The organism is Rhizobium fabae (genome assembly GCF_003985135.1).
Classification (GTDB): domain Bacteria; phylum Pseudomonadota; class Alphaproteobacteria; order Rhizobiales; family Rhizobiaceae; genus Rhizobium; species Rhizobium pisi.
On record NZ_ML133646.1, the window covers coordinates 331,424 to 345,470 of the forward strand.

The 14,047-nt window shown below is 60.5% G+C and carries 11 protein-coding genes; 7 read left to right on the forward strand and 4 right to left on the reverse strand.

Features of this window, described 5'->3' with window-relative positions; translation table 11 throughout:
- Nucleotides 1–13: 13 nt before the first annotated feature.
- A complete protein-coding gene (gene gyrA / locus EFB14_RS04735) occupies nt 14–2,812 on the reverse strand; it encodes a DNA gyrase subunit A (RefSeq protein ID WP_126823156.1) in 2,799 nt (932 codons plus the stop codon).
- 237 nt (nt 2,813–3,049) lie between these two features.
- Between gyrA and EFB14_RS04740 the strand changes: the two genes are divergently transcribed.
- Nucleotides 3,050–3,697 (forward strand): MarC family protein, encoded by a 648-nt coding sequence (locus EFB14_RS04740; protein WP_126823158.1) that lies wholly within the window; start codon nt 3,050–3,052, stop codon nt 3,695–3,697.
- A 113-nt stretch (nt 3,698–3,810) separates the two neighbouring features.
- Here EFB14_RS04740 and EFB14_RS04745 read toward each other — a convergent pair whose 3' ends face one another.
- Nucleotides 3,811–4,326, reverse strand: coding sequence for a single-stranded DNA-binding protein (locus EFB14_RS04745; protein ID WP_126823160.1), 516 nt, complete (start codon nt 4,324–4,326; stop codon nt 3,811–3,813).
- Between the two features lie 282 nt (nt 4,327–4,608).
- Here EFB14_RS04745 and uvrA point away from each other — a divergent pair, with 282 nt between their 5' ends.
- Genes uvrA through EFB14_RS04760 form a run of 3 tightly spaced genes read left to right on the forward strand, consistent with a single transcriptional unit; the run spans nt 4,609 to nt 8,819 of the window.
- Entirely contained in the window at nt 4,609–7,530 is a 2,922-nt protein-coding gene (gene uvrA / locus EFB14_RS04750) for an excinuclease ABC subunit UvrA (RefSeq protein ID WP_126823162.1), read from the forward strand.
- Entirely contained in the window at nt 7,527–7,988 is a 462-nt protein-coding gene (locus tag EFB14_RS04755) for a GNAT family N-acetyltransferase (protein ID WP_126823164.1), read from the forward strand. Before uvrA ends, EFB14_RS04755 begins: the two co-directional genes overlap by 4 nt.
- Before the next feature lie 24 nt (nt 7,989–8,012).
- Nucleotides 8,013–8,819 (forward strand): DUF72 domain-containing protein, encoded by an 807-nt coding sequence (locus EFB14_RS04760; protein ID WP_126823166.1) that lies wholly within the window; start codon nt 8,013–8,015, stop codon nt 8,817–8,819.
- 40 nt (nt 8,820–8,859) lie between these two features.
- Here the strand turns inward: EFB14_RS04760 and EFB14_RS04765 are convergent, their stop codons facing one another.
- On the reverse strand, nt 8,860–10,329 hold the full coding sequence (locus EFB14_RS04765) for an NAD(P)H-hydrate dehydratase (protein WP_210302728.1): 1,470 nt from the start codon (nt 10,327–10,329) through the stop codon (nt 8,860–8,862).
- Between the two features lie 343 nt (nt 10,330–10,672).
- Between EFB14_RS04765 and EFB14_RS04770 the strand changes: the two genes are divergently transcribed.
- The 3 genes from EFB14_RS04770 to hspQ all read left to right on the forward strand — a co-directional run bounded on the left by EFB14_RS04770 (nt 10,673) and on the right by hspQ (nt 12,997).
- Nucleotides 10,673–11,011: a P-II family nitrogen regulator gene (locus EFB14_RS04770; protein ID WP_003579240.1), complete on the forward strand. Its 339-nt coding sequence runs from the start codon at nt 10,673–10,675 to the stop codon at nt 11,009–11,011.
- Between the two features lie 88 nt (nt 11,012–11,099).
- Nucleotides 11,100–12,509 carry a type I glutamate--ammonia ligase gene (glnA, locus tag EFB14_RS04775; protein ID WP_008526560.1) on the forward strand — a complete coding sequence of 470 codons (1,410 nt, stop codon included), beginning with the start codon at nt 11,100–11,102 and terminating at the stop codon, nt 12,507–12,509.
- Between the two features lie 158 nt (nt 12,510–12,667).
- Entirely contained in the window at nt 12,668–12,997 is a 330-nt protein-coding gene (gene hspQ / locus EFB14_RS04780) for a heat shock protein HspQ (protein WP_126823168.1), read from the forward strand.
- Between the two features lie 114 nt (nt 12,998–13,111).
- Here hspQ and EFB14_RS04785 read toward each other — a convergent pair whose 3' ends face one another.
- The gene (locus tag EFB14_RS04785; protein ID WP_125850008.1) at nt 13,112–13,771 is read right to left on the reverse strand and encodes an invasion associated locus B family protein; all 660 of its coding nucleotides are present in this window, start codon (nt 13,769–13,771) and stop codon (nt 13,112–13,114) included.
- Between the last annotated feature and the right edge of the window lie 276 nt (nt 13,772–14,047).

Consider the following 14,047-nt stretch of genomic DNA (forward strand, 5'->3'; position numbering starts at 1 on the left):
AGAATGTGGCGAATTATTCGCCCGACGGCGTTTCGTCGGTTTCGCCAGCGGGAGCCGCGCCTTCGGAAACGGCTGTTTCCTCACCCGCCTCCGCCGTCTCGTCGTCCTCCGGCTCGCTGATGCGCTCGACGGACACGACCTTCTCGTCCTTGGCCGTCGAGAAGATGGTGACGCCCTTGGTGGCGCGGCTAGCGATGCGGATGCCGCCGACCGGCACGCGGATCAGCTGGCCGCCATCGGAGACGAGCATGATCTGGTCACCGTCATCGACCGGGAAGGCCGCGACCAGTTCGCCGATCTCGCCTGTTTTCGACGTGTCGGTGGCGCGAATGCCCTTGCCGCCACGGCCGGAGATGCGGAAATCGTAAGAGGATGAACGCTTGCCGAAGCCTTTTTCCGAGACCGTCAGCACGAACTGTTCGCGTGCCTTCAGCTCTTCATAGCGTTCGTCGGAGAGTTGTCCTTCTTCAACGACTTCTTCTCCAACCAGCGCAATATCTTCTTCGTCAACGCCCGTCGCCCGGCGTTCGACGGCGGACCGCTTGAGATAGGCAGCACGCTCCCAGGGCTCGGCATCGACATGGCCGACGATCGTCATCGAGATGATGCGATCGCCATCGCCGAGATTGATGCCGCGCACGCCGATCGAGTTGCGGCCGGCAAAGACGCGAACGTCGTCGACCGAGAAGCGGATGCACTGGCCGAGCGCCGTCGTCAGCAGCACGTCGTCATCTTCCGTGCAGGTCTCGACGGAGAGGATTTCGTCGCCCTCCTCCTCGAGCTTCATGGCGATCTTGCCGTTGCGGTTGACCTGGACGAAATCCGACAGCTTGTTGCGACGAACCGTGCCGCGCGTCGTCGAGAACATGACGTCGAGATTATCCCAGCTCGCCTCATCCTCAGGCAAAGGCAGGATGGTGGTGATGCGTTCGCCGGGTTCGAGCGGCAGCATGTTGATCAGAGCCTTGCCGCGCGAGGTCGGCGTGCCGATCGGCAGGCGCCAGACTTTCTCCTTATACACAATGCCGCGCGAGGAGAAGAACAGAACCGGCGTATGTGTATTAACCACGAATAGCCGGCTAACAAAATCCTCGTCACGAGTGGTCATGCCGGAGCGGCCCTTGCCGCCGCGACGCTGGGCGCGGTAGGTGGTGAGCGGCACGCGCTTAATATAACCGAGATGCGAGACGGTGACGACCATGTCCTCGCGGGCGATCAAATCCTCGTCGTCCATTTCGAGGCCGCCATCGACGATCTCGGTGCGGCGCGGCGTGCCGAACTCGTCGCGGACGGCGATGAGTTCGTCCTTGACGATGGTCTGAATGCGGACGCGCGAGGAGAGAATATCGAGGTAATCCTTGATCTCTTCGCCGATTTTGTTGAGTTCGTCGCCGATTTCGTCGCGACCAAGGGCTGTCAGGCGGGCGAGGCGCAGTTCGAGGATGGCCCTGGCCTGCTCTTCAGAGAGATTGTAGGTCAGGTCCTCGTTGATGCGATGGCGAGGATCGTCGATCAGGCGGATCAGGCTTTCGACGTCTTCCGCCGGCCAGCGGCGCGTCATCAGCTCTTCGCGGGCCGACTGCGGATCGGGTGCCTGACGGATGACGCGGATGACTTCGTCGATATTGGCAACGGCAATCGCGAGGCCGACCAACACATGGGCGCGGTCACGCGCCTTGCGGAGCAGGAATTTCGTTCTCCGGCTAACGACTTCTTCGCGGAAGGAGACGAAAGCGCGCAGCATGTCGAGCAGCGTCAGCTGTTCCGGCTTGCCGCCGTTCAACGCCACCATGTTGCAGCCGAAGGAGGTCTGCAGCGGCGTGTAGCGATAGAGCTGGTTGAGGATGACCTCGGCATTGGCATCGCGCTTCAGCTCGATGACGACACGATAGCCCTGGCGGTCGGATTCGTCGCGCAGGTCGGAGATGCCCTCGATGCGCTTTTCGCGCACCAGTTCGGCCATCTTCTCGATCATCGTCGCCTTGTTCACCTGGTAGGGAATCTCGGTGATGATGATCTGCTCGCGGTCGCCGCGCATCGGTTCGATGGCGGCGACGCCGCGCATGATGACCGAGCCGCGGCCGGTCTCATAGGCGGAGCGGATGCCGGCGCGGCCGAGGATCTTGGCGCCCGTCGGGAAGTCAGGACCTGGAATGATCTGCATCAGGTCCAGCAACTCGATCGCAGGATTGTCGATCAGCGCGATACAGCCGTCGATGACTTCGGAGAGATTGTGCGGCGGGATATTGGTCGCCATGCCGACGGCGATGCCGCCGGCGCCGTTGACGAGCAGGTTCGGGAACTTGGCGGGAACCACGACCGGCTCGGAGAGCGTGCCGTCGTAGTTGTCGCGGAAATCGACGGTTTCCTTGTCGAGGTCGTCGAGCAGCGAATGGGCAGCCTTCTCCAGGCGGCATTCGGTGTAACGTTCGGCCGCCGGCGGATCGCCGTCGACGGAACCGAAATTGCCTTGACCGTCGATCAGCGGCAGCCTGAGCGACCAAGGCTGCGCCATACGGGCGAGCGCATCATAGATCGCAGCATTGCCATGCGGGTGGTATTTACCCATCACGTCGCCGGTGACGCGGGCGCATTTGACGTATTTCTTGTTCCAGTCGATGCCGAGCTCGGACATGCCGTAGAGGATGCGCCGGTGCACGGGCTTCAGGCCGTCGCGCACGTCGGGCAGCGCGCGGCTGACGATGACGCTCATGGCGTAATCGAGATACGACCGCTGCATTTCCTCCATGATGGAGATGGGCTCGATGCCTGGCGGGAGCTTCCCGCCGCCGGGGGGTGTTTGCTCAGTCAAAACAGATCACGATCTCTTCTAGAATCACTTGAAGATTTATAGCGGAAAGCCTGTTCCCGCGCCAATTTCACAGCGCGTTTTGAACAGGCTTTTGCGGCTTAAAGAGGGTAAAACACATAAGTTTCGCGGCCGGATCGAGCAAATCCGCCCCGGGCCGCCGCAGGATATTTGCCAAATCGAAATCGCCGCTTCACAATCATAAAAAACCACGCACCCATATGGGGTTCCGGAGAGACGATGGCAAGCGCCGACCAGTTGATCAACGCCTTCACCACGCTCCTCGTCACCATCGATCCGCCCGGGCTTGCGCCGATCTTCCTGGGGCTGACTACGGGCATGAGCCGAGCCGAGCGCACACAGGTGGCGCTGCGCGGCTCGACCATCGCCTTCATCATTCTCGCCATCTTCGCGCTGTTCGGCGCAAGCGTGCTCGGCGTGCTCGGGATCTCGATCGGCGCCTTCCGTATCGCCGGCGGGCTTCTGCTCTTCTGGATCGCCTTCGAGATGGTGTTCGAAAGGCGGCAGGAACGCAAAGAGAAGGCCACCGAAGCGGCCGTCACCAAGGATCATATCGAGAATATCGCCGTCTTCCCCCTCGCCCTGCCGCTGATCGCAGGCCCGGGCGCGATCTCGGCGACGATCCTGCTTGCCGGCACGCTGGCGACATCTGTCGGAAAGGCGCAGTTGATCGGCGTCATTGCCGCCAATCTGTTGCTGACCTTTCTTATGCTGCTCATCGCCGAAAGGCTGGACCGTTTCCTCGGCGTCACGGGCCGTGCCATCCTGACGCGGCTTCTCGGCGTCATCCTCGCCGCGCTCGCCGTGCAATTCGTCGTCGACGGCGCGAAAGCGGCGCTCAATCTGATCAGCGCGACGCCGCACTGAAACAGCAGCAAGATCGGGATCCACCCCGATCGACATCATGATCAAAGAAAAAGAGCATGATGTCGTCCAAGACATCATGCTCTCAGGTCTTTCAAGCCACCAAAAGTACTCGATCAGAACGGGATGTCGTCGTCGAGATCCCGCGAAAAGTTGCCGCCACCGCCGCGGCTCGGCGACGAGGAAGGAGCCGGCGCGCCGTAATCGTCGCCATAATCGTTGCCACCGGCGCCACTGCCGCGACCGCCGCCGAAGCCGGAGCTTGCACCGCCGCCTTCGCCGCGACCGTCGAGCATCGTCAGCGTCGAGCTGAAGCCCTGCAGCACGACTTCGGTGCTGTAGCGGTCCTGGCCCTGCTGATCCTGCCATTTGCGGGTCTGCAGTTGGCCTTCGATATAGAGCTTGGCGCCCTTCTTTACATATTGTTCAACGACCTTGCAGAGGCCCTCGTTAAAGACGACGACGGTGTGCCATTCAGTCTTCTCGCGGCGCTCGCCGGAATTTCGGTCGCGCCAGGTTTCCGAGGTCGCAATACGAAGATTGGCGATCGGCCGGCCATCCTGAGTGCGGCGGATTTCGGGGTCTGCGCCCACGTTTCCGACCAGAATTACCTTGTTCACGCTACCAGCCATGCTTTTCACCCTGCCTGCCGCCCTGCCCGGCGGCGTTAATCGATCAGCGCACCTTAAACCAAAGAGGACCGCCGATGCGCGTAAGCGGTCTTTAATCCACATGTTTATCCCATCAGAAGGCCGCATGCATTCATCAGGAATTTTGTTCTTTATTTGTTCTAATTTATCCGTATGATCCTGTCAACAGAATCGAAAACCTTCAGCCTTGTGGATATTCAGCCTCGACTCGCCGGTCGGCATCACTAAATAAGGGCTGTTATCCAGAAAACCAAAGCAGAGACGATGAGCGAACTGAAGACGATCTCCATCCGCGGCGCGCGCGAGCACAATCTGAAGAGCATCGATCTCGATCTGCCGCGCAACAAGCTGATCGTCATGACCGGTCTTTCCGGCTCGGGCAAATCCTCGCTCGCCTTCGACACGATCTATGCCGAGGGCCAGCGGCGCTATGTCGAGAGCCTGTCGGCCTATGCCCGGCAGTTCCTCGAAATGATGCAGAAGCCCGATGTCGACCAGATCGACGGGCTGTCGCCGGCGATTTCGATCGAGCAGAAGACCACTTCGCGCAATCCGCGCTCGACGGTCGGCACAGTCACCGAGATCTACGACTACATGCGCCTGCTTTTTGCCCGTGTCGGCGTTCCCTATTCGCCGGCAACGGGCCTGCCGATCGAGAGCCAGACCGTCAGCCAGATGGTCGACCGCATCCTCGCTTTCGGTGAAGGCACCCGTCTTTATATCCTCGCGCCGCTCGTGCGGGGGCGCAAGGGCGAATACAAAAAGGAACTGGCGGAGCTCATGAAGAAGGGCTTCCAACGCGTCAAGGTCGACGGCCAGTTCTATGAGATTGCCGAGGCGCCAACGCTCGACAAGAAATACAAGCATGACATCGACGTGGTGGTCGACCGCATCGTCGTGCGCTCCGATGTCTCGGCACGCCTGGCCGACAGCCTGGAAACCTGCCTGAAGCTCGCCGACGGGCTGGCGGTCGCCGAATTCGCCGACAAACCGTTGCCGCCGGAGGAGACCTCGGCCGGCGGCTCTGCCAACAAGTCGCTGAACGAGACGCATGAACGCGTGTTGTTTTCGGAGAAATTCGCCTGCCCGGTCTCGGGCTTCACCATTCCGGAGATCGAGCCCAGGCTCTTCTCCTTCAACAATCCCTTCGGCGCCTGCCCGACCTGCGACGGTCTCGGCGCGCAGCAGAAGATCGACCCCGACCTGATCGTGCCCGAGCCCGAGCGCACGTTGCGCGACGGGGCGATCGCGCCCTGGGCCAAGTCGACCTCGCCCTATTACAACCAGACGCTAGAAGCGCTCGGAAAACATTACGGCTTCAAGCTCGGCACGCGATGGAACGATCTGTCCGACGAGGTAAAAGACGTCATCCTCAAGGGCACCGATGACAAGATCGAGTTCCACTATGCCGACGGCGCCCGCTCTTATACGACCCACAAGAATTTCGAAGGCATCATCACCAATCTCGAGCGTCGCTGGAAGGAGACGGATTCGGCCTGGGCACGCGAGGATATCGAGCGGTTCATGTCGGCCGCCCCCTGCCCGGCCTGCAACGGCTATCGCCTGAAGCCGGAAGCGCTCGCCGTGAAGATCAATAGGTTGCATATCGGCGAAGTGACGGAGATGTCGATCCGCATCGCGCGCGACTGGTTCGAGGCGCTGCCGGCAAGCTTCAACGCCAAGCAGAACGAAATTGCCGTCCGGATCCTCAAGGAAATCCGCGACCGTTTGCGCTTCCTCAACGATGTCGGCCTGGAATATCTTAGCCTGTCGCGCAACTCAGGTACCTTGTCGGGCGGCGAGAGCCAGCGCATCCGTCTTGCCTCGCAAATCGGCTCGGGTCTGACGGGCGTGCTCTACGTACTCGACGAGCCTTCGATCGGCCTACATCAGAGGGACAATGCCCGGCTGCTCGACACGCTGAAGCACCTGCGTGACATCGGCAATACCGTCATCGTCGTCGAACATGACGAGGATGCGATCCTGACGGCCGACGACGTGGTCGATATCGGCCCGGCGGCCGGCATTCACGGCGGTCAGGTCATCGCGCACGGCACGCCGCAGGACATCATGGCCAATCCGAAGTCGCTGACGGGCAAATACCTCTCCGGCGAACTCGGCGTGCCGGTTCCCGATGAGCGCCGGAAGCCGAAGAAGGGCCGCGAGATCAAGGTGATCGGCGCGCGCGGCAACAATCTGAAGAACGTCACGGCATCGATCCCGCTCGGGGTGTTTACGGCGGTGACGGGCGTTTCCGGCGGCGGCAAATCCACCTTCCTGATCGAGACGCTCTATAAATCGGCGGCAAGGCGCGTCATGGGCGCGCGCGAGAACCCGGCCGATCACGACCGCATCGACGGTTTCGAGCATATCGACAAGGTGATCGACATCGACCAATCGCCGATCGGCCGCACGCCGCGCTCGAACCCGGCGACCTATACCGGCGCCTTCACGCCGATCCGCGACTGGTTCGCCGGTCTGCCGGAAGCCAAGGCGCGCGGCTACCAGCCGGGCCGCTTCTCTTTCAACGTCAAGGGCGGACGCTGCGAGGCCTGCCAAGGCGACGGCGTTATCAAGATCGAGATGCACTTCCTGCCGGATGTCTACGTCACCTGCGACGTCTGCCACGGCAAGCGCTATAATAGAGAAACGCTCGACGTCACCTTCAAGCAGAAGTCGATCGCCGACGTGCTCGACATGACGGTGGAGGAAGGCGTCGATTTCTTCGCGGCGGTGCCTGCCGTGCGCGACAAGCTGCAATCGCTGAAGGATGTCGGCCTCGGCTACATCAAGGTCGGTCAGCAGGCCAATACGCTTTCGGGCGGCGAAGCGCAGCGCGTCAAGCTCGCCAAGGAGCTGTCGAAACGCTCGACGGGACGCACGCTTTATATTCTCGACGAACCGACGACCGGCCTGCATTTCCACGATGTCGCCAAGTTGCTCGAAATGCTGCACGAGCTGGTGAACCAGGGCAATTCCGTGGTGGTTATCGAGCACAATCTGGAGGTCATCAAGACGGCTGACTGGATCCTCGACTTCGGGCCCGAAGGCGGCGACGGTGGCGGCGAGATCGTGGCAGTCGGCACGCCGGAGACGATCGTCAGGGAGAAGCGTTCCTATACCGGACAGTTCCTGAAGGAATTGCTGGAACGACGGCCGGCGAAGAAGGCGGTTGCGGCGGAATGACGATGAGGCCGGCGTCGCCCGATGATCTGGAAACGATCGCGACGCTGACAACAGCCGCCTATCGGCCCTATACCGAGCTTCTCGGCGCTCCGCCGATCCCGGTGACGGAAGATTATGCGCCGCGGATTGAACGCGGCGAGGTCTGGCTTCGCGAGGTCGACGGCGAAACGGCGGGCCTTCTGGTCGTCGAGCGGCATTCCGATCACCTCATGCTGTTCAGCGTCGCGGTCTCGCCGGCCTTTCAGGGTGCCGGACATGGGCTTTCGATGCTGCGCTGGCTGGAGGAGAGGGCGCGGGAATGGGCCATGCCGGAGATCCGGCTCTATACGAATGCCCTGATGGAACGGAATATCGCGCTCTATCGCGCCTTCGGGTTTCAGGAAACGGGTCGCCGGCCGAACCCTTATCGGCCAGGGTGGACGCTCGTCGACATGACGAAAGAGATCAATGCGGCCTGAGCGGCTGCCAATAGGGAGGACGACATGACGAAATCCGGCACTATCCGCACCGGCATCGGCGGCTGGACCTTCGAGCCCTGGCGCGGGCATTTTTTTCCTGATGACCTGAAACAGAAGGACGAGCTGAATTATGCCAGCCGCCAGCTGAAGGTCATCGAGGTCAACGGCACCTATTACAGCACGCAAAAGCCTGCGGTCTTTGCGAAATGGGCAGCGGATGTTCCCGACGGCTTCATCTTTTCGCTGAAGGCGACGCGTTTCGTCACCAACAGGCGGGTGCTTGCCGAGGCTGGTGAATCGATGGAACGCTTCCTTTCGTCGGGCATCAGCGAACTCGGCGACCATCTCGGGCCGCTGCTTTGGCAGTTCGCGCCGACCAAGAAGTTCGATGCGGAAGACTTCGAGGCCTTCCTGAAACTGCTGCCGGAAAGGCAGGACGGGCTGAAGCTCCGGCACGTCGTCGAGGTGCGGCACGATTCCTTCAAGGTGCCGGAATTCGTCGCGCTGCTGGCCAAATATGGGGTAGCCCCGGTTTGCGCCGAACATTTCGAATATCCGATGATTGCCGACGTCACGGCCGACTTCGTCTATGCCAGGCTGCAGAAGGGATCGGACGATATTCCGACCTGCTACCCGGAAAAAGGCCTGAAGGCCTGGGCAGATCGGCTTGAGACCTGGGCAGAAGGCAAGGTCCCCGATGATCTGCCGCTGATCGATAAGGATCGCAAAGTAAAGGCCGAACCGCGCGACGTCTTTGCCTTCATGATCCATGAGGGTAAGGTCAATGCGCCGCACGGGGCAATCGCCCTGCAGCAGACGCTGAAGAAATAAGCCAGAGGCTGAACCTTGAGCCGGCCAAGCGCCGATTAGCCTAAAGCGGCGCTACCGCAGCCGCGAGATCCTCCGCCGTCAGCCCCTTGCCGACGCGGTGGCCTGCCTCTCCATGCAGCCAGACGCCGGCGGCGGCGGCCTCGAAGGCCGGCAGGCCCTGGGCGAGCAATCCGCCGATGATGCCGGCGAGCACATCGCCGGAACCGGCGGTGGCAAGCCAGGCAGGTGCATTGGTATTGATGAGCGCGCGGCCATCCGGCGAAGCGATGACGGTATCGGCCCCCTTGTAGACGATTGCGGCATTGGCGCGACGGGCAGCGGCCACGGCCTTATCCACCTTGCCGAGCGCGCCGTCGCCGGCGATATCGGGAAAGAGCCGTGAAAATTCGCCCTCGTGCGGCGTCAGCACCAGACGTGGTTCACCCTGGAAAAGGTCGTAGAGCTGTTGCGGCTCATCCTTGAACGAGGAGATGCCGTCGGCATCGAGCACGAGCCGGCGCTTTGCGAGAGCCGAGACGAAACCGTGTGCCCTGGCGCCGATGCCGAAACCGGGACCGAGGACGAAGGTCTGCAGCCGCTTGTCGGAGAGCCAGCTTTGCAGTTCGGCCTCGTCGTCGATTGCATGCAGCATGATCGCGGTCAGATGCGCGGCATTGGCGGCCATCGCCGCGCGCGGGGCGGCGATCGTCACCAGACCCGCGCCGACCTTCAGGCCTGAGATCGCCGACATGCGCGCAGCCCCCGTCTTGTCGGCATCGCCCGAGAAGACGACCAGATGGCCGCGCTTGTATTTGTGAGTTTCCAGCAGCTCGGCCGGCAGCACGCCTTTCCAGGCCTCGGGCGTGTTCTCGGCGATGACGCCGCTCGCCCCGGCCCTGACGATGCGAGCGGGAATGCCGATGTCGAAGACCTCCAATCGACCGCAAAGCTCCCTGCCCGGCATCAAGAGATGGCCCGGCTTGCGCGTCATGAAAGTGATGGTGTTATGCGCCCGGAAGGCTGCGCCCAGCACCTTGCCGGTGCGGCCATCAAGGCCGGAGGGCAGATCGATGGCGAGTACCGGGATAGCCGCCTCGGTGACACGGCCGATCAGCGCGCGCACCTCCTCCGACACCTCGCGGCCAAGTCCCGCCCCGAACAGGCCGTCGATGACGACGTCGCCGGCTTCGGGCCGATAATGCCCGAGTTCCTGCTCTTTGAGTGCGCAGCCGGCGCGAGCGCGGGCGGCATCGCCTTTCAACCTGGAGGGATCACCGAGATGAAAAAGCGTGACCGCCGCTCCGCTCTGCTGCAGATGTCTTGCCGCGACATAGGCGTCACCGCCATTATTGCCGGGGCCGCAGAGCACGATGAACCGCTGAGCACCGGGATGCAGTCGCAAGGAGGCTGCGGCGGTGGCAGAACCCGCCCTTTCCATCAGGCTGAGAGAATCAATCCCTGATGCTGCAGCGGCCGCATCGACGGCGGCCATTTCAGCAGGCGTGAGAAGAAGGTTTGACAGATCGCTCATCACCCTATTCAATTCAAAAAACGCCTAAAAAACAACCGCTCAGCATGAGAAAGCTGGGCTTTAAATTTAGGCATTCGCCTATATTTTCATCGACTCGAGATGTATTTTCGCAAGTGCGAATACACGCGATTTTTTCGGATTTCGATGCAATTTCGATCTGGCGACGATGTTTTTGCATTTATCCGTCACCAAAACGACTTAGATTTTCCCGCAAACGCACCGGTTTCGACAAAATCGGCGCCTTTTTTCGATAAGATGGATTTCAAACTGGCACGATATCTGCATCATATCCCGCGAGCGGGAAAATTCCTGCCATAACGGAGAAGCGGAGAGACATTTTCTCATGAAAAAGATCGAAGCGATCATTAAGCCCTTCAAGCTCGACGAAGTGAAGGAAGCCCTTCAGGAAGTCGGCCTGCAGGGTATCACTGTGACGGAAGCCAAGGGCTTCGGTCGTCAGAAGGGCCATACGGAACTCTACCGCGGAGCCGAATACGTCGTCGACTTTCTGCCGAAGGTAAAGGTGGAGGTCGTATTGGCCGACGAGAACGCGGAGGCCGTCATCGACGCGATCCGCAAGGCGGCGCAGACCGGCCGCATCGGCGATGGAAAGATCTTCGTGTCCAACATCGAAGAGGTTATCCGCATTCGTACCGGCGAGACCGGCATCGACGCCATCTGACCACTTTGCCAACCGCGCAAAGTCCGATACCGTCACCGCACAATCGAACACCCACCTATTGTCATCGCAAATCGGAGGAACGTATTTAATGGCGACCGCAAGCGAAATTCTGAAGCAGATCAAGGAAAACGACGTGAAGTTCGTCGATCTGCGTTTCACCGATCCGAAGGGCAAGCTGCAGCACGTGACGATGGACGTTGCCTGCGTCGATGAAGATATGTTCGCTGACGGCGTCATGTTCGACGGCTCCTCGATCGGCGGCTGGAAGGCCATCAACGAGTCCGACATGGTGCTGATGCCCGATACCGAAACGGTGCATATGGACCCGTTCTTCGCTCAGTCGACCATGGTTATCGTCTGCGACATCCTCGATCCGGTGTCCGGCGAGGCCTATAACCGCGATCCACGCGGCACCGCCAAGAAGGCCGAAGCCTACCTGAAGGCATCCGGCATCGGCGATACGATCTTCGTCGGCCCGGAAGCCGAATTCTTCGTCTTCGACGACGTCAAGTATAAGGCCGATCCCTACAATACCGGCTTCAAGCTCGATTCGACCGAACTGCCGTCGAACGACGACACCGACTATGAGACCGGCAACCTCGGCCACCGCCCGCGCGTCAAGGGCGGCTATTTCCCGGTTCCTCCGGTCGACAGCGCTCAGGACATGCGTTCGGAAATGCTGACGGTGCTCTCCGAGATGGGCGTCGTCGTCGAAAAGCATCACCATGAAGTTGCGGCTGCCCAGCACGAACTCGGCATCAAGTTCGACACGCTGGTGCGCAACGCCGACAAGATGCAGATCTACAAATACGTCGTGCACCAGGTGGCGAACGCCTACGGCAAGACGGCGACTTTCATGCCGAAGCCGATCTTCGGCGACAACGGCTCGGGCATGCATGTGCATCAGTCGATCTGGAAGGGCGGCAAGCCGACCTTCGCCGGCGACGAATATGCAGGCCTTTCCGAAAGCTGCCTGTTCTACATCGGCGGCATCATCAAGCATGCCAAAGCGATCAACGCCTTCACCAACCCGTCGACGAATTCCTACAAGCGTCTCGTCCCGGGCTATGAAGCACCGGTTCTGCTGGCATACTCCGCCCGCAACCGCTCGGCCTCCTGCCGCATTCCGTTCGGCTCCAATCCGAAGGCCAAGCGCGTCGAAGTCCGCTTCCCGGATCCGACCGCCAACCCCTACCTCGCCTTCGCCGCCATGCTGATGGCAGGCCTCGACGGCATCAAGAACAAGATCCATCCCGGCAAGGCCATGGACAAGGACCTCTACGACCTGCCGCCGAAGGAACTGAAGAAGATCCCGACCGTCTGCGGTAGCTTGCGCGAAGCGCTTGAAAGCCTCGACAAGGACCGCAAGTTCCTGACAGCAGGCGGCGTCTTCGACGACGACCAGATCGATGCCTTCATCGAGCTGAAGATGGCTGAGGTGATGCGTTTCGAAATGACGCCGCATCCGGTCGAATACGACATGTACTATTCGGCCTAAGCGGCTGATAACACGGAAAGCCCCGGTGCGCCGGGGCTTTCGCCTCCCAGGTCATGGACGCCACTAGGAGGATATGACGTTCATGTGACGAACTCGCGCAAAAATCTTGATTTGCGCGGCACCAATCACCAAATTTGGTGATGAAAGGAAGTCGTACCATGAAAGAAAGACTAGCAAAGTTCAGTATCGGCGAAGTGGTTCGGCACAAGGTATTTCCGTTTCGCGGCGTCATCTTCGACGTTGATCCTGAGTTCGCGAATACGGAAGAATGGTGGAATTCCATTCCGGCCGAGGTGCGCCCCAGCAAGGACCAGCCCTTCTATCACCTGCTCGCCGAAAATGACGAAAGCGAATATGTGGCCTACGTCTCCGAGCAGAACCTGGTGAACGACGAAAGCGGCACACCGCTTCGAAACCCGCAGATCTACCAGATTTTCGATCGGGCCCCGTCAGGGCAGTTCAAACCCAAGGTGAGCTTCGCCCACTAGATCGGGTATCCCACAGCATGCAACAAGGCCCCGTCTCTCTCAGCGGGGCCTTTTCTTTGGGCAATAAAAAACCCGGTGCGAAGCCGGGTTTCTTTATCAAATATGATGGCAGGATTACTGCGCCTTGGCTGCCTTCTGGGCGTCTTCCAGCTTCTTGCGGGCTTCCTCGGCCTTCTTCTGCATGCCCTCCTGCAGGCTGCGCTGGCTTTCAGCGAGCTTGGATTCGGAAACCGGTTCGCCGTCATAAGCGCCGGTAAAGCCTTCGAGCGAGATCTTGATCGGGTTCGGGGCGCGGCGGAAATTGATCGAGGTGAAGATCACGTCGCTGCCCTTCTTGAGGCTGGCGATCATCGCGTCGGTCAGCGGAATTTCCGCGGTGCACTTATCCGGCAGGCAGACGGCGTAGTCGAGCTTCTGGCCCTTGCCGCCGTCGATCTGCATGATGATGCCCGGGGGGATCAGGCGCGCGGTGGGAACCGAGACCTGCAGGAGCTTGCGGTTGATCTTGCCGGTGACCGAGATCAGGCCGACTGCCGTGACGAGCTGGCCGCCATTGGCAAGGATCAGGTTCTGGACAACACATATGTCGTTGTCTTCCTGCTTGCTGCAGGTCTTGTACCAGCCGAGCTTCGGCGCGCCGGCTGCCTGCGCGTCGGCCGGAGCCTGTGCCGCTGCATCCTGTGCAAAGGAGGAGACCGGAGCCGAAGCGGCGCCGAACATCACTGCCAGAACGGACAGTGCTGCCCGCATTTTCTTTTCAGACTTGAACATCATAACGAATTCCGTCTCCTGATATCCGTTCGGGGCAGCGACTTTGCCGCCCCAACCATCGGGTCGTTCGGCACTCCACCTCATGGAAAAATAAGGCAAATGCATGACCCCAAAACTTCGGGTTCACCTGTTACATCGCAGCGTTCAAGATATCCAGCATTTCTTTGGCAAATTGAGCGGCAATTTCGCAGCCGTGCCAAAGAAATCCCCGCTTAGTGTTGGAATCGGTCGACCCCATGATAATCTCCGCGGTGAATCATGCCCGTTTTTGCGGATCAA